This window comes from Syntrophus aciditrophicus SB (genome assembly GCF_000013405.1).
Classification (GTDB): Bacteria; Desulfobacterota; Syntrophia; order Syntrophales; family Syntrophaceae; genus Syntrophus; species Syntrophus aciditrophicus.
Genome location: NC_007759.1, coordinates 1291732 through 1314776 on the forward strand (window position 1 = coordinate 1291732; position 23045 = coordinate 1314776).

The window sequence follows — 23045 nt, forward strand, 5'->3', positions numbered from 1 at the left end:
GCGGCAAGGCAGAGAGGCGCAGGCCGCGCAGCAGAATGTTGAGGATTCGATAACCAGCCAGGCGAAGAGCGCGCCTTGAAGTGAAATAGAAATAACAGTTGAATGCAAAAGGAGAATCCATGCTTTCCCGCAGACTGGAGGCCCTGACCCCCTACGTTCCCGGCGAACAGCCCCGGGACCGGAAATATCTGAAACTCAACACCAATGAAAATCCCTGGCCCCCGTCGCCGCGCATCGAGGCCCTCCTGCGGGAGTATGATCCGGACCAGCTGCGCCTCTACCCCGATCCCTGGTCGCTCTCCCTCCGGCAGAAAATAGCCCGGAAGTACAGCGTCGATGTGGACAACATCTTCGTCGGCAACGGCTCCGACGAGATACTTTCCTTTGTCTGGTACGCCTTCTTCGACGGTCTGTACGGCAAGCTCGTTTTTCCGCAGTTCACCTACAGCTTTTACCCCGTTTACTGCGACTTTTATGAAATACCCTACCGGCGGATTCCGCTCCGACCGGATTTTACTCTCGATCTGGAAGCCATGATCGAAAACGGGGGGGAGCCTTCCTGCGGGATGGCCTTTCCCAATCCCAACGCCCCCACGGGGATCGCCCTGACGCTGAAACAGATCGAGGATCTCCTGAACCGCTATCCGACCGACCGGGTTGTGGTCATCGACGAGGCATACATCGATTTCGGCGGAGAAAGCGCCGTCGGTCTGATCGACCGGTATGCCAATCTTCTTGTCGCCCGGACCTTTTCGAAAAGCTTTTCCCTGGCCGGTCTGCGGCTCGGCTACGCCTTGGGCAGCCCTGAGCTGATCCGGGCCCTGTTCGTGACGAAGGATTCCTTCAATTCCTACACTGTGGGCCGGCTGACGCAGACCATCGGCGAAATCGCCATCGAGGATGAAGCGTGGTTCGCGGAAAAGATTGCCCGCATTATCGAGGCCCGTGATTTTTTTTCGGAGGAACTGAAAGGGCAGGGCTGGCAGGTTCTGCCGTCAAAGGCGAATTTTGTTTTTGTGCGGAAGCCCGGTCTGACGGGGCAGACCATTTATGAGACGCTGAAAGAGCGGGGCATTCTGGTCCGCTATTTTAACGTGGAGGGCATTCGGGATTTCGTCCGCGTCACCATAGGAAAGCGGGAGGACATGGCCCGGCTGCTGGAAGAGTTGAAACGGCTGTTCTGAAGAAAAAGGAGATGAAAAACGATGAAGCGCTGGTTTGTCTGGCTGTTGATGTCGGCTGTGCTGTGGGGTTGCGCCAGTCCGGGCATGAAGTATGAAACGATGCCCGAGGCGGAACGGAATCTGGAAATCAGATACGAACTTGCCGGGCAGAGCCGGGATGCCCTTTTTGACAAAACGCTTGCCTGGGTGAAAGCCGAGGTCGTCTCCGGTGACGGCCTGCTCGTTCGCTCCGACCGGGCACAGGGTTCGATGACCGCGAAGGTGATGACCTCCTACAACAGTATGTGGGTCGAAGTGCCTGCCCGATACACGATGCGGGTCGATTTCAAGGACAGCCGCATCCGCGTCGTCTGTTACGATTTCGAGGATTTCTGGGGTGAATTCAAGAAAACCGCCAGGCCGGTGGAAGACGCTGACGCCATGAGGCAGCTCAAGCAGAAAGCCCAGGAGAAGGCGGACGCCCTGAACTCCTTCCTGACAGGCGGAACTCCCTCAACCGATAAAGACTGGTAAGAAAAGAAAAAAACAAAAAAACAGGATAATAAAAAGGGACAGCGTACATTTTTTTAGAAAAAATGGGATGCGTCCCTTTTTTGTTGTTTATTAAAGTTTACTTTTAATATTCTCGTGCTAAAATGCATCTATGAGTACAGATAATTACTATATACGACGAAGACTCCTGAGTTCATTGACCGCGCATCTCGACCAGCCGGAAATAACCGTTCTTGTCGGGCCACGTCAGTCTGGGAAGACAACCATTCTTAAGAGACTCGAAAGCGAACTTCGCGCTGGGGGCCGAAAAACACTCTGGCTCAATCTGGATTTTGAAGACGATTTCCGCCATGTCGCGTCAGAGGGCGCGCTTCTACAGAAGATTCAACTGGAATTGGGCAGCGGGGGCGGTGTGGTTTTTATCGATGAGATTCAACGTCGGGAAAATGCCGGGTTGTTCCTGAAAGGGCTCTATGATCAAGGGCTTCCCTGGAAGTTTGTGGTCTCGGGATCGGGGAGCATCGAACTTAAGGAGAAGATCAGCGAATCACTGGTCGGCAGGAAACGGCTGTTCGAGCTTTCAACGGTCAGCTTCGGTGAGTTTGCTGATTTCAGAACCGGATATCGTTACACAGACCGCCTCAGAGATTATTTCCGCACGGAGCCGTCAAAAACAGATCAACTTTTCCGGGAATACCTCATGTACGGCGGCTATCCGCGGGTTGTCCTGGCAGACACCCATCAGGAAAAGATGGCGACAATCAACGAGATTTTCCGCAGTTATCTGGAAAAGGACATTGTTTACCTGCTGAGGGTGGAAAAGAGCGAAAGCTTCAGCAACCTGGTCCGGGTCCTGGCGACCCAGTCAGGGAAGATGGTCAGCTACTCTGAGCTTTCCGCAACCCTGGGGCTCTCTCTGGCGACGGTCAAGCTTTACCTTTGGTATCTGGAAAAAACCTATATTATCGACAAAGTGACTCCCTGGTATACCAATATCAGGAAGGAGATCACCAAAGCGCCGGTCTATTATTTCCGGGATATCGGCCTGCGGAATTTTGCCGCGGGCAGCTTCGGCGCCCTCTCCGACAGCGAGGCCGGGTTTGCCTTCCAGAACGTGATCCACGCTATGCTCAAGGAGCGTTTTCCCCTGGCGGATTCGACGATTCATTACTGGCGCACCAAGGACAAGGCAGAGGTTGACTTTGTCCTCCGAAGCGGAGACACGGTGACGCCGCTTGAAGTCAAATATCGAGACATGAAAAAGCTGGATGTCCGACGCTCCTTTCTCGGGTTTCTCACGCGATACCATCCGGAGTTCGGCTATATCGTCAACAGGAATTACAGCGACGAAGCGTTGATCTGTCAAACACGAGTACGGTGCCTGCCCTATTGGGAGTTAATGTTTGAAGAGGCGTTTCCTTAACAAACAAAGACAGCTTAAAAAAAGAGACAAAGTATAATTGATTTATCTCTAAAAAAGAGATAATGACAATGCTATGAAAAATGTAATTTCACAACTTATCGATGATTTCCATGAACGGAAATTGCCTGATCCGGCGCCCCGAGATAAGCAATTTGCTGAAGTAGAAGGAAAGGCGGATGTCGTCATCGGGATGAGGCGATCGGGTAAGACCTGGTTCTGCTACCAGAAAATAATTGAATTGATGGCCTCGGGGATAAAAAAAGAGGCGATACTCTATCTCAACTTTGAAGATGATCGTTTGCTTGCGTTTAAAGTCAGTAATTTTCAGGAAATTCTTGATGTCTATTTCGCGAAATATCCTGAACATCGAAAGGCCCGATGTTATTTTTTCTTTGATGAGATACAGCGGATCGATTCATGGGAAATGTTCATCAGGCGCTTGCTTGATACGGAAAATGTTCAAGTTTTCATCACCGGTTCATCATCGAAGTTACTGAGTTCGGAAATAGCCACCAGTTTGAGGGGGCGTTCTCTGACGACGGAAATCTTTCCCTTCAGTTTTATGGAGTATCTTAAATTTCACGAGCTTTTTCCCGACAGGCCGAAAACTTTTGGCGCGAACACGGTTTCCCAATTGCGCAAGGCTGTAAAAGATTATCTTGAACGCGGCGGTTTCCCGGAAATACAGAAACTGGATCGCGATCTTCGAATCGAAGTATTGCAGGGTTATATTGATTCCGTCCTGTTGAAAGACATTATTGAACGTCACAAGGTCAGCAACATTCAGGTTCTCAAGTATCTTGTCCGTCATATCATGAATTCTTCCGGCGGACGGTTCAGCGTCAACAAATTCTTCAATACGATGAAAAGCATTTCGATCAAGTGTACGAAGAACAGTTTGTATGAATATCTTGATCATTTAACGGATGCATTTTTGTTTTACAAAGTCCCGATTCACAGTCGTTCCGAAAGATCAAGGCTGATTAATCCACCTAAAATCTACACGATCGATACCGGAATTCTGAACGCCATGACCTTTCGAAATTCATATAATTACGGTCAGTTACTGGAGACCATGGTATTTATGCATCTGCGTCGCAGAGGGTATGACGTCGAATATGTACATACAAAAGACGGGCGTGAAGCTGATTTCCTTGCCCGGCATGGAATTTCAGGCGAGACGCAACTGATCCAGGCATGCTGGGAGATGTCGGACAAAAAGACCTTTGAAAGGGAACTTCAGGGATTGACAAGCGCAATGGATGAACATTCTTTCTCCACAGGAACGATCGTAACATGGGATGACGAAACGACCATAGAGAATAGAATAAACGTCATTCCCATCTGGAAATGGCTTCTGCAAAAATAAGCAAAAATAGGGACAGCGCCCATTTTTTCCCTGTTGCCCCGATGGACAGCTATTTTATCTCCACAACAGCAGATTGCCCTGTTCCTCTGCTCTTTTTTCCAGGTTTTGCGTGAAGCCGGAGCGGCTGAAAATCACAAAAAATTCCTTTCGCTCTCCTTTGCGCCAGTCCACAAGCTGCGCCTTTTTTTCCAGGTTATCCAGAACGTTTGTGCCTACCGGGTTGACGCTCCACTTGGCTTCTCCGAATAGAATCATGTTTTCATCCTCGGCCAGCCCTACAATATCGATTTCGCCATCCTTGCTCCACCAGCGCCCCACCCGGTTGCATTGGATTCCTTGCGGAAGTCCCTTGCGGACAAGCGAACGGCAAACCTCCTCGAAGGACCATGAAATGAATCTGTCGAGAGACGGCCTGATTTTTTTATCCAGAATATAATCGATTTGCCCCTCTTCGATAAAACTTCTGTTGGGATAGACGTAATGGAACCAGAAGCGGAAAAAATGATCTTCGAGGAGATACATGCCCTTTTTGCTCTTCTCCGAGCCCCACTCCGTGACCGGGACTTCACGTCGGATAATCTTCAGATCGATCAAAACGGAGAGGTACTTTCCGACCAGATTCTTGTCGAATCCCGTTTCGTTGATGATTTCGGCGGGACGTGTTTTTCCCATCGAAATGGCTCGCAGGATGGAAAAGTAGTTGCGTGGTTCACGAAGCTCTTCTCTCAGGATAAAGTCCGGTTCGCGGTAAAGATAGGCCTCCGGAATCAGGATGCGACGCCTTACGTTCTCCCAGAAATCGGCGGAAGGATCGAACTGAAGAAGATAAGCGGGCGTGCCGCCAAGAATTCCGTAAATCTGCATGAATACGTCGTCGGAGGTGGCCGGGAAAAGATTCTTCGCGTCGCTGAAAGACAACGGCTCAACGAGAATCTGGCCGGTGCGTCTGCCGAACAACGGCGATTTGTGGCCGAGTACCTCGGTTTCCATCATGCCCATACTGGATCCGAGCAGGATAAGAAAAACGCCGGATTGACTCAAATCTTCATCCCAGCCCTTTTGGAACAGGGACGGGACAGCCGGATTGCTTTCGATCAGATAGGGGAATTCATCGAAGATCATCACAAATTTCCCTTTTGATTTGATATACTTGAAGAAATCGTACCAATTACCGAACCCACGTGATAAAAGAAAGTCGTCCTGAAAATACAGACCGACCTTTTCGGAAAGCTGGCTGAGTTGGTCCCGGTCGGGAGCCTTGTCGGCAAGGAAGTATATGTGAGGCAGATTTTTTGAAAATTCCTTGACAAGGGCGGTCTTGCCAACGCGTCTTTTTCCATAGATCACAACCAGTTGCGATCTGTCTTCCTGGTAGGCACTACGGAGAAATGAGAGTTCGTCATGCCGGTCTACAAAATTCATGTACGTCCCCTTGATAGAGTAAGTAAATTACTTGCCAGTAACTTACTTGTGAGTAATATTTTTGTCAAGGTAGATATCCGTGAGAGCGCGCCAATATACATTACAAATGATCGATAAATGGGCAGTGTGCTTTCACAGTATCCCTTGAAGAATGACAAAACATGTGACAATTGAACTACCGGAGTGAACGGATAACTTCCCGGACATTCTGGGAATTCAGACGTCTGAACAAAGGAAACACACCCGCTGATGGGCAGCATCTTTGAGACCTTTGTTGTTGCCGAGGCGATTAATCCAACCTGGTAAGCGATGATAAATGAGGTGTATCTTAAAATAAATGGGCGCTGTCCCTATTTATTTGTTCTTAACCGGTATAGTTATAGTATAGTGACATTAAATAACCGATATGGCGGTTAATATGATCGAATCAGGAAAAATCATTGAAATATTAAATAAGTACAATTCATTCTGGTCAACGGGGACGATATCATGCGGGATTCGCCGCGATATGCTGGAGTCCTGCACGCGGCAACTGGACGCAAAGGAGATTCTGCTGCTGAAGGGCATCCGTCGCAGTGGGAAATCAACCCTTATGGCACAGATGATCGGCGCTCTTCTGGATCTCGGGAAAAAACCGGTTCAGATTCTGCGGATTAATTTGGAAGAGCCGCTTTTTTCCGCTGATGCTTCCATTGATCTCCTGGAACGGATATACAGACTTTATCGAGAACAGATCTGTCCCATACCGGGATATCGTATCGAAGTACGGGATACGGGATGCCGTGACGCTCCGAAATCTGGCTGTGTACCTGATGACAAACATCGGACGCCTGACGAGTATTTCCAATCTCAAAAAGACCTTCGACGTTTCCCAGGATAAAATTGAGAATTACGCATCGGCGCTGCTGGAAACCTATCTTGTCCATCGGGTGCCGAAATTTTCCTGGTCCCTGAAGCGAAGCCTCCGGGAACGTTTCAAGATATACGCTGTCGATACAGGACTTCGCAATCGCGTTGCCTTTTCCTTTTCGGAGGACTCCGGTTGGCTGGTGGAGAACGTCGTGCTGAATCATTTACAGAGGCAGTTTGAAGAAATATATTTTGAAAGCACCAGCGGGGAGATTGATTTTGTCGTCAAGGAAGGTGTCGGCTTAACGCAGCGCATTCAGGTCTGGTATGCCGATCCAGCCGATACGGATATCCCGGAGAGAGAGCTTCGGTGCTGGACCGGCTCGAAGACCTCGCATGAGGAAGCCCGGCCATCGCGGACAGACCGGATCCGGAATATCCTGATCACCAACGATCTCGAAAAGGAACTGGCGCTGGGTGAGACAAAAGTTGAGTGTCTGCCCGTAATCCTTTTTCTTCTGGGCAAATAGGGGCGGCGCCTGCCTATAATCAATAGGGACGGCGCCCTTTTTTGCGTGAAAATAGAATCAACTCCTGTTGCTTGCCGGGCTGGTCAGGATTGACAGTCATGATCAGCCATGATAATTGGGAGTCATGTTGAATAGCGAAGTCAAAAACCGAATTTTGCAATACAATCCCTGGTTGACGCAGCCTGACCAAGCCGACGTATGGATTCGACGTTTTCTTCCCGAAACGTATGTTCCTCGTGAAGTCGAACCGGCCAGGCTTCATAACGATCGCGCCCTCCTCATTGTCGGTCCCCGTCAATCCGGGAAATCCACCCTTGCCTGGCGCCTTCTTCAATCCTGCGCGCCCAACATCCTTTATCTCAATCTTGAAGATCCGCTATTGCACACGTCTCTGGGGTCAGCCATTGAGCTTGTCGCCCTTTTGAGGGAACGCTATTCGTTCATCCAGGCTGTTTTTCTCGATGAAGCCCAGCACCTGACCGACGCCGGCATCTTTGTGAAGGGGCTGGTCGACGCCAGGTTGAACATTCCCATTCTGGTCACTGGTTCTTCTTCCTTCCACCTGATGAGTAGAACGCGGGAATCTCTGGCGGGCAGGGCAGACCGGTTGCGACTGCTGCCTTTTAGCCTCAGTGAGTTGCTGCGGCAGGAAAATCCGCCCAATCCCTTGGCCGCCCGGAGTTTATCCGACCAGATATTTACCCGGCAAATGATCCACGGCGGTTACCCCGCAATTTATCTTGCTCAGTCAGATCCGGATCGCGTCCGACTATTGAGCGATCTGTCAGAAGCCCTTGTTCTGCGGGATGCGTCGGATCTGTTCCGCATAAAGCGGGTGGATGTTTTCCGTAAACTTCTCACTTTACTGGCGGGGCAAACAGGAAATCTCGTGAATTTTTCGGAAATCGCATCGATCTGCCACGTCGATGCGGCCACGATCCATGCCTATGTGGAAATTCTCGAGGAAAGTCATATCGTTAAAATCGTGCGTCCCTTTGCCGGCGGGAAACGTCGGGAACTTACCACCTCTCCCAAAATATATTTCATCGACAATGGGATACGGAATTCGTTGCTGAATGCCTTTTCGTCAGACATTTTCCTGAGAACCGACAAAGGCGCCCTTATGGAAAACTGGGTATTTTCAGAAATTTACAAACGTCTTCCTTTGACTTCGGTCATCCATTTCTGGAGGAGCAAGGCGGGGGCAGAGGTGGATTTCGTGGTCGAACAATCAGGAAGAATTATGGGCCTGGAAGTCAAATCCGCCGATCTCAATCGTCCCAGAATCGGTCGCTCGGAACGGAGTTTCATCGATGCCTACCAGCCGGATAGATTCATGGTACTGAATCGATCACTTGAAACAACCCTGACAATAGATAACTACCGAGTCGATTTCGTGACGCCGTATAAAATAGGGACTGAGCCCGTGCTCAGCAACAACTGATGTGAATGACATCCGAAAATAACATGAAGTGGTTATGGAGGACTTGCACCATCTGGATCGACAAACGCGAAAGAAGATCGTTGACAGGGTTAAAGATTACCTTTGACAAGATCCTGTGGGGTTGGGGAAGCTTCTGGGGGGGAATGTTCCGGGGAGTTTATCGCTATCGTTGCGGCAACTACCGGATCATCTATACCGTGGATCAGGAAGGCATGACGGTCATGATCCTGAGAACAGCAAATCGAAAAAACGTTTATGAAGATCCTGTTGACCGACAATTACCTGACTAAAAATTCTTGAAAAATACTAAATAATGGTATATTTTAAATCATCATGTGGACGGTGACCGTCGCAAGGCAGGCATTAAAGCAGATTAACCGCCTACCTTCCAAAGTTAAAGATAGCCTGATTGCTCTTATCCGGAACATTGAAAATCAAGGACCTGCAAGAGGAAACTGGCCTAATTACGGCCGTCTATCAGACGGTCGTTACCATTGCCATATCAAGAAGGGGAATCCCACTTATGTGGCAGTATGGGAAGTAAAAGATAAAAAAATCAGACTTGTTGAGGTGACTTATGCAGGCACGCATGAAAAAGCCCCTTACTGAAACCGTGGCATTGCAGTTTATCGGGCCTGTGATGAATATGATGAAGGCTATTGAAGCCCTTAAATCTCTGGGGTTTGTGGATTTGTCCGAGTCTGTCCCCTGGCGCGAGGCATTTCCTGAGTACGAGGATAAGGACTTGCCGGTGGTTTGCTTACGCGCCTTACGGGCGAAAGAGAATCTTACACAGAAGCAGCTTGCCGAACTGATTGGAATTCCGCAGCGCCATATTTCCGAAATGGAAAATGGGAAGAGACCTATCGGGAAGGAAATGGCGAAGCGTCTGGGAAAGGCACTGAATGTCGGATATAAGGTATTTTTATAAAACGCTCACCACCTGCAATGAAAATTGAAGCCGCGCATTGGGTGATCCGATCTACGGCTTTTTTATTTACATAACAGCAAATTGTCCAAATTATCCGTGCCGACCGGGTTTATGCTATACTTGGCTTCTCCGGGAAATAAAGAAAATAAAGAAGGACAGCACCCTATTAAAAAATAAATGGGCGCTGTCCCTCTTTTTGTCAGGGAGCGATGATAATCCTCATTTTGAGGATTGCAAACCGGAAAGAGGTTTACGAGAATCCTGTTTTTTGTTGATATGTCGTCTATTATGCTGTAAATGATACGATCATGAGCGAATATATTCAGCTATATCGTTATTTGAATTCCCGGCTTCCCGGTGTGGAAAGGAAACGTCTGGTTCTCCTCACCGGGGCGCGTCAGACCGGAAAGACAACCCTTGCCAAGGCGAAGTACGCCGATCTGCGATATGTTAACCTCGATGCGCCTGAAAACCGTGAAGCAGTTCGAACGATTGCCTCGGCCTTCTGGGCGCGTGACATCGGTCCTGCTGTTCTGGACGAGGCGCAGAAGGAACCGGTTGTATTCGACAAAGTAAAATACGCTTATGATGACGGCGCACTTTCCTTTTCCGTTCTCCTGGGGTCCAGCCAGATCCTGCTGTTGAAAAAGATCAGGGAGACGCTGGCCGGTCGGATTTCGATCTATGAGTTGTGGCCGCTTCTGATGAGCGAGATCTGCAATGGCTCAGCCGCGCCCCCTTCGTCACCGCCGCTCGTGGATTGTCTGTTTTCGGACATGACCTGCGATGACTTTTTCGGAGATAAGCCCGGCATTCTTCTGGATATGGAGGACGCCTGCCGGCGACGTGCAGAGGAGCATCTGCTGCAATGGGGTGGCATGCCGTCCCTGCTGCCGCTAAACACGGAGGAGCGCCGTCAGTGGCTGAAGGATTACGGATATACGTACCTCGAACGGGACATGGCGGATCTTGCCCGCCTGGAAGACCTGATGCCGTTCCGGAAATTTCAAAGACTGGCGGCGCTTCGTTCCGGCTGCCTGTTGAATTACTCGGAACTTGCACGGGATGCCGCCATCAGCGTGGATACCGCCCGGCGCTACCTTGAATACCTCCGCCTCTCCTATCAGACTGTATTTTTGCCGCCCTACCATGTCAATCTCACCAGTGCCGTTGTCAAAACGCCCAAGGTTTACTGGCTGGACGTCGGTCTTCTCCGGCAATTGTCGGGGATGCAGGGACCAACCACGGGGGAAATATACGAGACAATGGTGGTGGGAGAGTTGATGAAGTGGATGAAAACCGCCGGCAGGGAAGGGGACGTGTTTTTCTATCGCACCCGTTCCGGCTTGGAGGTGGACGTGCTTTTGGAAACGCCCTCCGGTGTCGTCGGCATGGAAATCAAATCCCGGCGGGTCCTGGCGGCCAGGGATTTGACCGGCCTAAAAGAGATCGCCCTCGCCCTTGGCCCGCGTTGGCGTGGTGGTCTTGTGATCTACCAGGGTGACGAACTCAAACGGATCGGGACGCCTCAGCTCTGGGCCGTTCCATCGCGTCGCCTCTTTACCGGCATTGAATAAAGAAGGAAAACGCCCTGTTTTCTTAATGAAAAAAATGAGCGCTGTCCCTGTTTATTTCTGTTTATTTTGTTTATTTGTTGTTAACCGGTATAGTTATTGTGTATCGACATGAAATAACCGATATGGCGGTTAATATGATCGAATCAGGAAAAATAATTGAAATATTAAATAAGTACAATTCATACTGGTCAACGGGGACGATATCATGCGGGATTCGCCGCGATATGCTGGATTCCTGCACACGGCAACTGGACGCAAAGGAGATCCTGCTGCTGAAGGGCATCCGTCGCAGCGGAAAGTCAACCCTCATGGCCCAGATGATCGGCGCTCTTCTGGAAGCGGGGATTCGACCGGTGCAGATTCTGCGGGTTAACCTCGAAGAGCCGCTTTTTTCCACGGATGCTTCTCTTGATTTTCTGGAGCGAATATACAGACTTTATCGAGACCGAATCTGTCCCGCGGGGCGCTGCTACCTGTTTCTTGACGAAATTCAGAATATCCCGGAGTGGGAGCGCTGGGTTCGGGGGCGTAACGAGACCGAGGACATAAAGATTGTCCTGACCGGCTCTTCTTCGGAACTGCTCAGCAGAGAAACAGGCACAAAGCTGACGGGTCGTCACCTGTCGTTTACGGTTTTTCCCCTGTCCTTTCAGGAATTCCTCCGTTTTAGAAATATCATGATCACTTCCCGGGAAGATTATTATGCCAACAAGCCTCTGGTGCGTCATCTTTTCTCCGAATATCTCCGTTACGGGGGATTTCCGGAAGTTGTCCTGAAGGAGGCGGTGGAAGACAAGGAGCTCCTGCTGTGGCAGTACTTCGAGGACATCGTCTATCGGGATATCGTATCGAAATACGGGATACGGGATGCCGTGACGCTCAGAAATCTGGCCGTATACCTGATGACGAACATCGGGCGCCTGACGAGTATTTCCAATCTCAAGAAGACCTTCGGCGTTTCCCAGGATAAAATCGAGAATTACGCGGCGGCTCTTCTTGAAACCTGTCTTGCCCATCGGGTGTCGAAATTTTCCTGGTCCCTGAAGCGCAGCCTCCGGGAACGTTTCAATATCTACGCTGTCGACACGGGACTTCGCAACCGGGTTGCCTTTTCTTTCTCCGAGGATTCCGGCTGGCTGGTGGAGAATGTTGTACTGAATTTTTTGAAGAGTCAATTTGAAGAAATTTATTTCGAAAGCAACGGCGGCGAGATTGATTTCGTCATCAAGGAAGGTGTGGACCTGACGCATCGCCTTCAGGTCTGGTACGCCGATCCAGCCGATACGGATATCCCGGAGAGAGAACTTCGGTGCTGGACCGGCTCGAAGACCTCGCATGAGGAAGCCCGGCCGTCGCGGACAGAACGGATCCGGAATATCCTGATCACCAACGATCTCGAAAAGGAACTGGTGCTGGGTGAGACGAAAGTTGAGTGTCTGCCCGTAATCCTTTTTCTTCTGGGCAAATAGGGGCGGCGCCTGCATAGTATGGGCGCTGTCCCTCTTTTTCTCCTGCCTGGCGGGAGACCACAATTCCGACCACGGGGAACTGTCGGAGAGATTTTTCAATGGTTTCCTGTAATATTCTATGAATCATCCTTGCAAATGAAAACATTATGTTTCAATTTGCAAGGTAACTTATTTTGGGGAATGATAAGCCTGATCATATAGGATGAAAATTACTTTCAACACAACGACCAAAGAGGGCAAAACTTTTCAACCATCGTAGAATAGGTAATGAATACAAATAGATGAGTGGTGTCGGTGCGCCGACACTAAATTATTCCGTGCGAAACCAAGGTTGGAAAAATACCGTTAAAGAATAAAGGTGATTTGACCTTCAACTTACCGGATCAGAAAGTCACCGTGGCAACCCGAAGTGCAAATAGCGCATTTTTTCACATGTCAGACTATTATTCACTGTCTGTTGGTGAACCTTTAAAAGGGATGGAACGAAAAGCGCCTCCGATCTCATGGAGGCGCTTTTCGTATGGGTTGAGATTGGCGGCTTGCGGGGTTTCCAGCGCCCCGGCAATCTTATCATCGGCCAGTTAAACCACGGCGGTCTGAGTTAACGGCCAGCAAAGCCTTTTTGTACAATCAACTGATGTTGACGTCATTGCACCAGACGCAGCTTGATATCCTTGGCGATCTTGTTGAATATAGCCTGAAGTTCACCGGAAGTGGGAGCATAGAACTCGAATGATGGGCCGCTTGCTATCTGGGACAGAAAGTCACGATCAATGTTTCCCAGGCCGATCGTATAGATCTTTACATTATTGTCCTTGAGTTCCTGTGCATGCTCAACGGCCATCCCTCTTGCAGTGGTGCAAATATAAGTGGACAGCGGCGCAGTTGTGTTTGACGAACCGACTGTCGGGATGAAGCAGGATTCCGAGTTATAGGTCGTTCCCCTGTAAGTCAGTCGATAATCGGGATCATCCAGTACGTACCATTTGGTGGTGTTGACGTAGGAACCTCCATATCGTGTTGTGCATTTTGAGGTTCCCGTTCCTGGGGGCTTTGGTTTGCCGTCGCCGGTAAATCGCGGGTTGTAGCTCAACCACTCTTCCCTCTCGGGTTTGCCGAGCTTGGTGTAAACCGTACCACAGTCGTTGCCGGTACCGCAGACCACGGCGTCGATATTGTCTGTGCCGTTGTATTTGAATTTCCCTCTGAATGCCGTAGGATTCCCGTCCGAGAAGAAAATCACGAACTGCTGGACGCGTTTGTTTCCTGGAACCCCGCTCTGGTCTGTGAGTCCTCCCTTTGCAGGGTTGCCTGCCTGCGACAGGGAATCCTCGGCATTTGTCGCGCCGACGGCGTCCATCGCGTTGATTTTGCTGGTCATGGAGGAAACATAATTATTTCCAAGGGGAACATCGACCTTCACACTTGTGGCAAAGCTGACGAGACCCATCTTGTCCTGGTCCTGAGTCTCTTCAAAGAAGCTGACAAAGCTCCGTGCGGCTTTCTTCAGGTCGTTCATAGGCGTACCGTCCATCGATCCCGAGCGGTCGAGCACCAGCATGATTTCCACTTCATTCTTTTTGGCCACGCCCATGGCGCTCGTGGCGACCCAATCCACCCCGAAGAGTCCGGCAAGATTCCCGGGAGAACTTACTGTGCCCTCCACCCGGATGCGATGATCCTCGTCCGCATAAGCGGTGAAGGTTGCCGATCTTTCCCCTGAATCCGGAGTCATCAGATAGCCGGCGGAGAAGTTCTCTCTGGCGACCTCCTCTGCCAGTCTCAAATGTCCGTCTTCTCCGAGATAGGGATTTGAGATGTTCTTTGCGCCGGCGATGGCCCCCGCATCGACGCTCTTGGAAAGTTCGGAGCGCGTCGTGTACCAGCGTCCCACATCAACTGCCAGCGCCGTGAACCCGAGAAGCACGATCAACAGAAGAGCGAAAATGATCAGGACCGCTCCTTTCTGATTCTTAATCGTTGTGTTCATGATTTTGCTCCTTTCCGCGGATGTCTTATCGTATCATTAATTTAAAAGACAGCTTTGCTGCTGATGATCATATTGCCCAACAGGGGGGTGCCCCAGAAGGTCTGGGCAATCTGGGTGATAGGAGTAATCGGAGTGTAACGATAAAAGACCTCGACAACGGTGATATCGCTGATATCCGCGGTAGCATTTGCGTCATTGAATACAAGATGATCGTAAAGCTCGCTGGACAAGCCGAGATTGGTCATATCGTCCCCGATGGAACTCGCCACCCCCAGAGATCCTGCGCTGTCACTATTGGAGGCATCGATAGTGGGGTCAGGATCATCCTCGCTGCTGCCGGCGTCGATTTTCCAGACATAGATTCTTCCCGCTGCATTAAGGTCCAGAGGCGATGACCCTGCTTGGAGCATCGTAATGATGTCCGATGCGGATTGAATGTCCCGGGAAACGAGGCTCCCGCCTTCCCTGGCTAGATTGGTAATGACGAGACGAGCCTGAAACAGTCTCCCGAAATCAATGACCGCAAAGGCAATGAGGATCAGCAGAGGAAGGATGATCGCCAGTTCCAGGGCGGCAATCCCCCGCTCGCCTGAATGATAGTAACGGCGATGCCGTTTCTCTGTAATAGCTTCCGGATCCTTCATATCGTACCTCCTGATGGCAATCTAAGCGGAAAATACTGTGTATTGAAAAACTTTCAGAACAGCTCGTTCCTGTATAGCGCCTGGGCTTGGATCACGTTGGCCCCCGACGGGAAGAAATTTCCAATAAGTGGGGTAAGAAAATGATAGGTGTAGCGAACACGCACCCGCATGTAGTCGCCGCCGCTGCCGGGGTTCTGACTCTCCTCCCAGCCTTCCGGATCAGAATAGCCCGCGGCGACGGGATAGATGCTTATCTGGAGTGCAGCCGGGTCCACCGCTAAGGCTGCGTTATCCTGGATTGTCTTTATGATCGAATCTTCCCGGCTCATTTCATTGCCGTCTTTGTCCTTGAGTTGAACTCCGACAAGGGCAAGCCTGGTTCCCTCGCGGGTGGCGAACTGGATCGTGTGCTGAGAGTAAAAGTACCAGCCGAAATCAATGATGGCAAAAAGCAGGAGGAAGAAAAACGGCATGATCAGTGCGAACTCGACGGCTGTCACGCCTCTGCTGTCGGAAAGAATCCGTTTGCTTATTTTCTTCATTCCGTCCACCTCCTTGATTGAAATCCTCGCCAAGTAAATCAGGCCCGATGTAAGAGCTTACATTTCTTGAGAAGCCGTTGTTTGTCCCCGGTGGCGTTTTTCCTGGCTGATTCGGCCTGGCCAATATTTTCATGGGCTTTGACATGGAAACCGGGTTTTAATTCAAGAGCCTTTTCAAAGGTGGCCAGTTTTCTACCCTCCATGTAAAAAGCAGGGGAGCAACTTGGCAACTGGTTCGCTGGACGACTCATCATATTATCTGGTTTGATGTTAATAAATCGGGTTAAAAAGGATTTATCGCGTTGAAAATTCTTATTTTCATCTAAGTGAAAATACTTAAATTCAGGGACGATTTTCCGCTGCTACCAATGAGTTTCGGAATCCCTGTCCCGTTTACTCCTGATTTTGCCATTGATCGGGTTTCTGAATTAAATCAGCTCTGTATCCGTTGTCATGAAAGCCGGCGCAAAAAGTAAGGTTATGGTGTTGAGGGGGTGTTTTTCATGGCTGCTTTAGCTTTTGCCATGTTTTCGCTGGCCTTGACGTAAAAAGTGGGTTTCAGTTCAATAGCTTTTTCGAAGGCTGTCAGGGCTTTTTCGTATTTTTTGTCGGCCATGTAAATCATGCCCAGGTTATTGCAGGCAGATGCTTCGTCGCCGGCCCTCTTGAAGGCATTCATGGCGTCGTCAAAGCGCCCCAGTTTTCCGAGGGCCATGCCCAGGTTGTTGTAAGTCGCCGGCACTTTTTCGTTGATTCTCAGCGCCTTCGTGTACGCTTCTACGGATTTGCCGTATTCGCCCATCATGTAATATGACATCCCCAGATTGTTGTAGAGCAGGAAAGAATCGGGCTTGACGGCAATCGCCTTCTGATAGGATTCAATTGCGTCATTGTAGCGATTCTGACGGTCATACATGAAGGCAAAAAGGCCATGGCACTGCCAGAAATCCGGCTTGATCTGAAGAGCCTTTTCCAGATTCTTTCCGGCCTTTTCATAATTTTTCAGGGCGAGGTGAACCCGGGCGATGCCTTCATAGGCCAGGGCGTTTTTCGGATCTTTCTTTTTCATCTCCTCGAAGGTCTTCATGGCTTCATTATTCAGACCACGATTGAGAAGAAGCCGGCCCATTTTGTAGCGCGCGGAACCGGAATCCGAATCGAGACTCAGGGCCTTTTCGTACTGCAGAAAGGCCATATCCATATTGCCCTGACGGATGTAGTTGTCCCCAACCTGTTCATAGCCTTCCGCCTTCATTTCGGGGACCTTGATGGCCAGCTCCTTTTCAAAGGCCATGTCGGCCTCCGCCCTCTGCTGGGCCAGTTCCTGATGGTAGGCCATCTGCTTCATCATGGCCTTCTGAGGATTGTTCGACGTGGCGCAACCCGGAATTCCCAAGGCTGCCGTGGTCACTGTGAGCAGGAGCGCGAGCTTTGTCAAAACGCCGCGGGCACTTGAACGTGAGCTGAAATCCTTCATTAACCCCGATCCTCCGTGAAGACCTTTTTATAGGGAATAAGATCCTTGCCGACCAGAACGCGGACGCGAACGTCTTTTCTGTTTCCATCATTAAGCTTTTTCATATCCACTTCGCCGGGGATGATGGCCGCGATTTCCTGTGCGGTTTGCCGACCGTCCGGGCGATAGCTGACATTGCCTTTGGAATAGTTATAGGAATCGGCGTTTGTAAGCCGCACGACATTGTATCCCTGCTTCTTCAGATACTCGCCTACATTGCGGGCCATGTGGCGCACGCCGTTGCCGTTTGCGACTTCAATGGCGATGTCGGCCTTATTTACGGAATTGGAAGGAATCGTGGCGGATGCGGAAGCCCGGGAAGCGGGCTGATCCGCCAGGGGATTCCGCTGAATCATGTGATTCCTGATGTGACCGTCCAGATCGAAGGAATTCACGGAGACAGCCGCGATTCGAGTCGACGCAGGCGCATCCTGCTGAATGGCGGCAGCCATCTGCGGCTTTTCGGAAAGGGCCAGGGCCATATTCAGGTTGTTGCCGATTTTGCCTCTCATGGCTTCATTTCCCGTCTGTTCAGCCGCTTTGCGGAAGGCCAGAACCGCCTCATTGTAGCGCTTCTGAAGGACATAGGAATAGCCGAGGTTGTTGTAAACATAACCGGCCTGGGGATTCAGCTTCAACGCTTTTTCATAGGCCAGATAGGCGCGGGGGAAATCCTTCAGCGCGTCGCAGGATATTCCGATTCCGTTATACGCCCGGACATCACCGGGATTGATGGCGATAACCTTCCTGAATTCTTCCAGCGCCTCCCGATGCCGGTTCCTGTCCTGATAATGACAGGCAAGCTGATAATGCGCCTCGGCATTGCCCCGGAAGGGCCTTACCTGAGAAAAATATTTCTCCTGAAACGCGTTTTTTTCCGACGTGCATGATGTCAGAAAAAAGGGAAGAAAAAGAACAAGGAAAATGACAAGAGGTTTACAAAGCAAGGGAATCAATTGAATGCGTGTCTTCATGTTCAGCCTCCCTGGAAAATTGAATGTGTATAATGTTATTCAAATTTTATTTTGCTAAATTATCTGCTTATCTGCTGCTCAGTGCGTGGAAAACCTGAATCATCGCGGGTCCCATGATGACGACAAACAGGGACGGGAAAATAAAGAAAATGAGCGGAAACAAAAGTTTGAGAGGAAGCTTCGCCGCCTTTTCTTCCGCCCGCTGGCGCCGCTGAACCCTCATGGAATCGGAATGAACACGGAGCGCCTGACCAATGCTCGTTCCAAACTGATCCGTCTGAATCAAAAGGGTAACAAGGCTCGTCACATCATCAAGTTCCGTCCGGTTGGCCATGTTTCTCAGGGCTTCCCTGCGGGATTTTCCCATGCGCATCTCCATGTTGAGCGTCCTGAATTCATCGGAAATCGGCGGGCAGCTCAGTTTCATTTCCTCACCGACCCGGTTGATCGCCTGATCCAGCCCCATTCCCGCTTCCACGCAGATGACCATCAAATCGAGGGCATCGGGGAAACCCTCCATGATTTTTTCTTTCCGCGCCCCGATTTTCAGACGCAGCCAGAGATTGGGCAGGTAAAAGCCGACCAGAGCGAGGGCCAGGGTAATAATCATTACAGCAAGGGGATTCACGGCGATGCCTGCAAGAAGTTTTGCCATCAGAAACAATGCCGGCAAAAGAACGGCAAGCAGAACCTTGATCCCGAAAAAAAACAAGGTGGCATGCGCTCCCCGGTAGCCGATCCGGGCCAGGGGCTTCTGAAAATTGGCGACCTCATCTTCTTTTTTAGGTTTGACCAGTTCACCTAAACGCCCTGTAATCCTGACGAATAAAGCTCGCAGTTGACGAGCGGGAGAGACATCGCTCCCCGAGTCGAGGTCCATAGAAGGAATTGAAGAGCCTTTCTCTATTTTGTCAAGCAGTTGCGCGTGTTCTCGTACGTACCTGATGTAAAGATAAAGGCCTGTTAAAAAAAGAATCGTGGCGCCAAAAATCATGACCGAGATCAGGATCAGCGTATTCATGGCATCTCTCCTCTCACACCTTGATTTGAATCGTTTTTTTCATGATATAGATGCCCACAGCCATCATGACCAACGAGGTGAAAGCAAGTGCTTTACCGATGGGATCCGTAGCAAGGACCGTGATATACTGGGGATTCATGATGCTCAATGCAAAGGCGACGAAAAAGGGAATCGCCACAAGGATAATGGCCGATAAACGGCCTTCCGCCGACAGGGTCCGGATGGTGCCCATCAGTTTAAACCGTTCACGGATGATGCGGGCGATACTTTCCAGAATTTCCGCGAGATTTCCCCCCGATTCCCGCTGAATCATAACGGCAATGGCAAAAAATTTCAGGTCAGAGGATGAGTCAAACCGGTTTGCAAGGTTCCGCAGGGCTTCCTCAACGCCCACGCCGAAGTTCGTTTCCTCCACAACCTTGGCAAACTCGATTCCGATCGGGTCATCAAATTCCTTGGCCACCATCTGAATCCCGCCGGGAAAGGCGTGCCCGGCCTTGAGGGCGCGAGCCATGAGGTCCAGGGCATCGGGAAGCTGTGCATCGAATTTTTTCATCCGGCTGTTCTTTTTCATAATAAGGAATAGGAAGGGCAGGTAGCTCATCGCCAGACCCGCAGGAACCGCCACAAGGAAGGTTTTTGTTAAGGCGTGGAATATTAATGTTCCTACAAAAAAGAGCAGAAGCGCGGCCAGAATGTAAACACTCATGGTGTAAGGCGCTCTGGCCTGTTCGATAAGGCGGTCGGTCGGCAGCAGGCGAGGGATCTTCTGCAGCAGCTCGTTAAGCCAGGGAACACTGCTCAATTCTCTGGTCTTACGCGTAATGTCGAAATCATCATAGGCAAGTTGCTCCTTCTGGCGTGACAGCATCTTCAACTGCTGGTTGATCCGTTTCTTCTCCGGATTAGTTCGCCAGGAAATGAGAAAAACAAATCCTTCCACAACGGCGACTACACTGATAAAGATGATGACAAACGGAAGAAAGTCCATATCCATCCCCCTTACAGTTCCATCACTTTATTGGAAAAAAACAGCTCGTTCGGAATGGGAATGCCCATAGACTTGAAGCGTTCAAGGAACTTGGGCAGAATCGGGCTGACCTCAAACCGTCCTTTGACCTGGCCTTTGGCATCCACGCCGGTCTGCTTGAAACTGAAGATCTCCTGCATGGTGATGACGTTGCCTTCCATACCGGTGATTTCCTGGAGGCTGACCAGCTTTCGACTGCCGTCCACCAGACGGGCCACCTGAATGATGACGTCCAAGGCCGAGCTGACATAACGGCGGATCGCGTCATTCGGGATATTCAGGCCGGACATGGCGACCAGGGTCTCCATGCGGAGCAGGGCGTCGCGCGGGGTGTTGGCGTGAATCGTCGTCAGGGAGCCGTCATGGCCGGTGTTCATGGCCTGAAGCATGTCCAGCACTTCGGCGGAGCGGACTTCGCCGACAATGATCCGGTCCGGCCGCATACGCAGACTGTTCCGAACCAGATCGCGTTGGGTGACTTCCCCCTTTCCTTCGATGTTTTCCGGCCGCGTTTCCAGACGGACAACGTGTTCCTGCTTGAGCTGAAGTTCGGCGGAATCCTCGATGGTGACGATTCGCTCGTTGGATGGAATGAACCGGGAAAGGACATTGAGCATCGTGGTTTTCCCCGTACCGGTTCCACCGGAAATCAGGACATTCAGCCGGGAGGCGACAATCCCCTTGATGAGTTCAGCTATTTCCGGGGTGAGGGTGCGCAGAGTGATAAGATCATCCATTTCAAGAGGATCGGCGGAGAACCGGCGGATTGAAAGCATGGGGCCGTCGATGGCCAGCGGAGGGATGATGGCATTGACACGGGATCCGTCGGCAAGACGGGCGTCCACCATGGGGCAGGATTCGTCGATGCGCCTCCCGACGTTGGAAACGATGCGATCGATGATCTTTTTCAGATGGGCGTTGTCTTTGAAGCGGGAGTCGGTGAGATGCAGCTTGCCGAAGCGCTCCACATAAATGTGATCATGCGCGTTGACGAGAATATCCGTTACCGTGGGATCCTGCATCAGGGGTTCGATCGGGCCGAGTCCCAGCACCTCGTCCTGGACTTCCTGACAGAACCTTGCCTTTTCCTCGGCATTCATGGGTATGGCAAATTCATCTTCCGCCAGGATCCTTTCGATGATCCGGCCGATTTCCTGCTTCAGGCGTGTGGGATCGAGCGTTTCGATCAGGGAAAGATCGAGAATTTCAATGAGCCGGTCATGGACCTTGGCTTTCAGCTCATTCAACTGCTGGGAAAAGACATCAGGTTTCCCCGTTTTGAGCAATTGCACGAATGCCATGGATAAGTCCTCCTTTAAATTCCTTTATAATTCAGCTTTTGAAAAGATTGTTTACAAAAAGTGACAGTTTCCCTTTTTTGATTGGAGCCGACAATTCCTTTGATTTGCTTTCCCTTTTTTCTCTTTCGGCGACCAGGGCTGCCAGTTCGTTGAATTTTTGACAGATTTCGGATTTGTTGTCGATCGCCGCAATGGGTTTCCCCTGATTGATGGCGCTCATGGTATTACGATAATCGTTTGGGAAGGTGAAATAGACCGTCTTCCTCAGGGACGATTCGATTTCCTTCTGGGAAATTTCCGCACTCTTAAGTGAACGGTTGGCGACGATCTCCACAGAATCGTCGGAGGGATAACCCAGTCCATGGAAGGTTTCCAGAATCCGCTTCAGATTGATGATGCAGGGAAGGCTGGCGATGAAGACCAGCAGAGTCAAGTCGGAGATCTTCATAATAGCCTTGGTGTTGTCGTCCAGGGACTGTCCACTGTCCAGAATGACATAGTCGAACATCGATTGCATAAGCCGCAGCATCGTCTCTATCACATGGGGGTTGGTTCTGTAACCCTCGGTAAGGCGAATGGGGGAGGGCAGAACATGAACTCCCGTTTCGTGCCTTGTCAATGTGCTCATCATGTAGGTGGCATCGAGGCGGTCGATGTTTTTGGCGACATCGACCCAGTCGAAGGCGGATTCGATACCGAGGAACATGGAGACTTCTCCGAATGAAGAATTCATGTCCAGCAGGGCAACCCTGGGCTTTTCTTTACGTGCGGCAAGGCTGACCGCGAGATTGACGGCCAGCGTCGTGGTTCCTACACCCCCCTTGCTGCCGAAGAAATTGACGATCTGCCCAAGTTCAACTTCTGGTTCTTCCGTTCTCGCGGTTGGACTTTCCTGCCAGCTGCCGCGATAATTGATCAGGGCTTCCCGAACATATTTCTTGTCCAGGGGCTGCGGGAAAAACCCCTTGATTCCCAGTTTGAAGGCCTCAAGAAGGATCTCCGGCTGGGTGATGGATGAAGTCAGAAAGATCGCGCGGGCCCTTCCTGTTTTCTGAGCCACATTGGCGAACTGAAAATCCTTTTCCGGCGGATCGACGACTTCCAGAATCAGGATATCGGACATTTCTGAATAATCATCATTTAAAACGGAAAACCCTTCAACAGAAGAAAGAATCTCCTTCAATTTCCTTTCCGTTTCTGTCGCCTTTGCCATGATCTTTACTGACAGCGTTCGTAATGGCATCTACTATTTCTCCTTTCCCGCACATATGAGCATCATCTCAGACTGTGGCATAGCGAAGATTCTGGCTAAGCATAATGTTTTACTTTTCATGGTT

At 50.4% G+C, this 23045-nt stretch carries 22 protein-coding genes; 12 read left to right on the plus strand and 10 right to left on the minus strand.

All coding sequences use genetic code 11. From position 1 onward, the window contains the following. Positions 1–119: 119 nt before the first annotated feature. The 4 genes from hisC (at position 120) to SYN_RS06030 (ending at position 4468) form a co-directional block, all read left to right on the plus strand. Positions 120–1184: a histidinol-phosphate transaminase gene (gene hisC, locus SYN_RS06015; RefSeq protein WP_041584800.1), complete on the plus strand. Its 1065-nt coding sequence runs from the start codon at positions 120–122 to the stop codon at positions 1182–1184. 21 nt (positions 1185–1205) lie between these two features. Beyond that, the gene (locus SYN_RS06020) at positions 1206–1697 is read left to right on the plus strand and encodes a DUF4468 domain-containing protein (RefSeq protein WP_011417178.1); all 492 of its coding nucleotides are present in this window, start codon (positions 1206–1208) and stop codon (positions 1695–1697) included. 130 nt (positions 1698–1827) lie between these two features. Beyond that, positions 1828–3099: an ATP-binding protein gene (locus tag SYN_RS06025; RefSeq protein ID WP_011417179.1), complete on the plus strand. Its 1272-nt coding sequence runs from the start codon at positions 1828–1830 to the stop codon at positions 3097–3099. Between the two features lie 73 nt (positions 3100–3172). Continuing rightward, positions 3173–4468: an ATP-binding protein gene (locus tag SYN_RS06030; protein WP_011417180.1), complete on the plus strand. Its 1296-nt coding sequence runs from the start codon at positions 3173–3175 to the stop codon at positions 4466–4468. A gap of 54 nt (positions 4469–4522) precedes the next feature. Here SYN_RS06030 and SYN_RS06035 read toward each other — a convergent pair whose 3' ends face one another. After that, positions 4523–5890 (minus strand): ATP-binding protein, encoded by a 1368-nt coding sequence (locus tag SYN_RS06035; protein WP_011417181.1) that lies wholly within the window; start codon positions 5888–5890, stop codon positions 4523–4525. A gap of 418 nt (positions 5891–6308) precedes the next feature. Here SYN_RS06035 and SYN_RS16385 point away from each other — a divergent pair, with 418 nt between their 5' ends. The 8 genes from SYN_RS16385 (at position 6309) to SYN_RS06065 (ending at position 12690) form a co-directional block, all read left to right on the plus strand. Then, positions 6309–6770, plus strand: coding sequence for an AAA family ATPase (locus tag SYN_RS16385; RefSeq protein WP_049749918.1), 462 nt, complete (start codon positions 6309–6311; stop codon positions 6768–6770). Further along, complete coding sequence (locus SYN_RS16390; protein ID WP_237671334.1) at positions 6694–7269, plus strand: DUF4143 domain-containing protein; 576 nt, start codon at positions 6694–6696, stop codon at positions 7267–7269. The genes SYN_RS16385 and SYN_RS16390 overlap by 77 nt, the downstream gene beginning before the upstream one ends. A 124-nt stretch (positions 7270–7393) precedes the next feature. Continuing rightward, positions 7394–8713 (plus strand): ATP-binding protein, encoded by a 1320-nt coding sequence (locus SYN_RS06045; protein ID WP_041584801.1) that lies wholly within the window; start codon positions 7394–7396, stop codon positions 8711–8713. Positions 8714–8736: 23 nt separating this feature from the next. After that, positions 8737–9003, plus strand: a complete 267-nt coding sequence (locus SYN_RS06050) for a type II toxin-antitoxin system RelE family toxin (protein ID WP_158302938.1) — start codon at positions 8737–8739, stop codon at positions 9001–9003. Positions 9004–9043: 40 nt separating this feature from the next. After that, a complete protein-coding gene (locus SYN_RS15755; RefSeq protein WP_148202506.1) occupies positions 9044–9322 on the plus strand; it encodes a type II toxin-antitoxin system RelE family toxin in 279 nt (92 codons plus the stop codon). Then, positions 9303–9644: a helix-turn-helix domain-containing protein gene (locus tag SYN_RS06055; protein ID WP_202943600.1), complete on the plus strand. Its 342-nt coding sequence runs from the start codon at positions 9303–9305 to the stop codon at positions 9642–9644. The genes SYN_RS15755 and SYN_RS06055 overlap by 20 nt, the downstream gene beginning before the upstream one ends. A gap of 308 nt (positions 9645–9952) precedes the next feature. After that, complete coding sequence (locus SYN_RS06060) at positions 9953–11221, plus strand: ATP-binding protein (RefSeq protein WP_011417187.1); 1269 nt, start codon at positions 9953–9955, stop codon at positions 11219–11221. Positions 11222–11343: 122 nt separating this feature from the next. After that, positions 11344–12690 (plus strand): ATP-binding protein, encoded by a 1347-nt coding sequence (locus SYN_RS06065; protein WP_202943601.1) that lies wholly within the window; start codon positions 11344–11346, stop codon positions 12688–12690. 646 nt (positions 12691–13336) lie between these two features. Here the strand turns inward: SYN_RS06065 and SYN_RS06070 are convergent. The 9 genes from SYN_RS06070 to SYN_RS06110 all read right to left on the minus strand — a co-directional run bounded on the left by SYN_RS06070 (position 13337) and on the right by SYN_RS06110 (position 22951). Continuing rightward, positions 13337–14680 carry a VWA domain-containing protein gene (locus SYN_RS06070; protein ID WP_011417189.1) on the minus strand — a complete coding sequence of 448 codons (1344 nt, stop codon included), beginning with the start codon at positions 14678–14680 and terminating at the stop codon, positions 13337–13339. Positions 14681–14721: 41 nt separating this feature from the next. Then, positions 14722–15324, minus strand: coding sequence for a TadE/TadG family type IV pilus assembly protein (locus SYN_RS06075; RefSeq protein WP_011417190.1), 603 nt, complete (start codon positions 15322–15324; stop codon positions 14722–14724). 53 nt (positions 15325–15377) lie between these two features. Further along, positions 15378–15866, minus strand: a complete 489-nt coding sequence (locus SYN_RS15185) for a TadE/TadG family type IV pilus assembly protein (RefSeq protein ID WP_049749920.1) — start codon at positions 15864–15866, stop codon at positions 15378–15380. A 478-nt stretch (positions 15867–16344) separates the two neighbouring features. Next, the gene (locus SYN_RS06085; RefSeq protein ID WP_011417193.1) at positions 16345–17343 is read right to left on the minus strand and encodes a tetratricopeptide repeat protein; all 999 of its coding nucleotides are present in this window, start codon (positions 17341–17343) and stop codon (positions 16345–16347) included. Next, positions 17343–18356 carry a LytR C-terminal domain-containing protein gene (locus SYN_RS15190; protein ID WP_011417194.1) on the minus strand — a complete coding sequence of 338 codons (1014 nt, stop codon included), beginning with the start codon at positions 18354–18356 and terminating at the stop codon, positions 17343–17345. Before SYN_RS15190 ends, SYN_RS06085 begins: the two co-directional genes overlap by 1 nt. A gap of 67 nt (positions 18357–18423) precedes the next feature. Then, complete coding sequence (locus tag SYN_RS06095) at positions 18424–19377, minus strand: type II secretion system F family protein (protein ID WP_011417195.1); 954 nt, start codon at positions 19375–19377, stop codon at positions 18424–18426. A 13-nt stretch (positions 19378–19390) separates the two neighbouring features. Then, complete coding sequence (locus SYN_RS06100; protein ID WP_041584803.1) at positions 19391–20368, minus strand: type II secretion system F family protein; 978 nt, start codon at positions 20366–20368, stop codon at positions 19391–19393. A gap of 11 nt (positions 20369–20379) precedes the next feature. Then, complete coding sequence (locus SYN_RS06105; RefSeq protein ID WP_011417197.1) at positions 20380–21708, minus strand: CpaF family protein; 1329 nt, start codon at positions 21706–21708, stop codon at positions 20380–20382. A 31-nt stretch (positions 21709–21739) separates the two neighbouring features. Further along, complete coding sequence (locus tag SYN_RS06110; protein ID WP_011417198.1) at positions 21740–22951, minus strand: AAA family ATPase; 1212 nt, start codon at positions 22949–22951, stop codon at positions 21740–21742. Positions 22952–23045: the final 94 nt, after the last annotated feature.

Coding starts and splice junctions, on each gene's coding strand:
- hisC (WP_041584800.1), top strand. CDS start 120: ATGCTTTCCCGCAGACTGGAGGCCCTGACCCCCTACGTTCCCGGCGAA.
- SYN_RS06020 (WP_011417178.1), top strand. CDS start 1,206: ATGAAGCGCTGGTTTGTCTGGCTGTTGATGTCGGCTGTGCTGTGGGGT.
- SYN_RS06025 (WP_011417179.1), top strand. CDS start 1,828: ATGAGTACAGATAATTACTATATACGACGAAGACTCCTGAGTTCATTG.
- SYN_RS06030 (WP_011417180.1), top strand. CDS start 3,173: ATGAAAAATGTAATTTCACAACTTATCGATGATTTCCATGAACGGAAA.
- SYN_RS06035 (WP_011417181.1), bottom strand. CDS start 5,890: ATGAATTTTGTAGACCGGCATGACGAACTCTCATTTCTCCGTAGTGCC.
- SYN_RS16385 (WP_049749918.1), top strand. CDS start 6,309: ATGATCGAATCAGGAAAAATCATTGAAATATTAAATAAGTACAATTCA.
- SYN_RS06045 (WP_041584801.1), top strand. CDS start 7,394: ATGTTGAATAGCGAAGTCAAAAACCGAATTTTGCAATACAATCCCTGG.
- SYN_RS06050 (WP_158302938.1), top strand. CDS start 8,737: ATGAAGTGGTTATGGAGGACTTGCACCATCTGGATCGACAAACGCGAA.
- SYN_RS06055 (WP_202943600.1), top strand. CDS start 9,303: ATGAAAAAGCCCCTTACTGAAACCGTGGCATTGCAGTTTATCGGGCCT.
- SYN_RS06060 (WP_011417187.1), top strand. CDS start 9,953: ATGAGCGAATATATTCAGCTATATCGTTATTTGAATTCCCGGCTTCCC.
- SYN_RS06065 (WP_202943601.1), top strand. CDS start 11,344: ATGGCGGTTAATATGATCGAATCAGGAAAAATAATTGAAATATTAAAT.
- SYN_RS06070 (WP_011417189.1), bottom strand. CDS start 14,680: ATGAACACAACGATTAAGAATCAGAAAGGAGCGGTCCTGATCATTTTC.
- SYN_RS06075 (WP_011417190.1), bottom strand. CDS start 15,324: ATGAAGGATCCGGAAGCTATTACAGAGAAACGGCATCGCCGTTACTAT.
- SYN_RS15185 (WP_049749920.1), bottom strand. CDS start 15,866: ATGAAGAAAATAAGCAAACGGATTCTTTCCGACAGCAGAGGCGTGACA.
- SYN_RS06085 (WP_011417193.1), bottom strand. CDS start 17,343: ATGAAGGATTTCAGCTCACGTTCAAGTGCCCGCGGCGTTTTGACAAAG.
- SYN_RS15190 (WP_011417194.1), bottom strand. CDS start 18,356: ATGAAGACACGCATTCAATTGATTCCCTTGCTTTGTAAACCTCTTGTC.
- SYN_RS06095 (WP_011417195.1), bottom strand. CDS start 19,377: ATGAATACGCTGATCCTGATCTCGGTCATGATTTTTGGCGCCACGATT.
- SYN_RS06100 (WP_041584803.1), bottom strand. CDS start 20,368: ATGGACTTTCTTCCGTTTGTCATCATCTTTATCAGTGTAGTCGCCGTT.
- SYN_RS06105 (WP_011417197.1), bottom strand. CDS start 21,708: ATGGCATTCGTGCAATTGCTCAAAACGGGGAAACCTGATGTCTTTTCC.
- SYN_RS06110 (WP_011417198.1), bottom strand. CDS start 22,951: ATGCCATTACGAACGCTGTCAGTAAAGATCATGGCAAAGGCGACAGAA.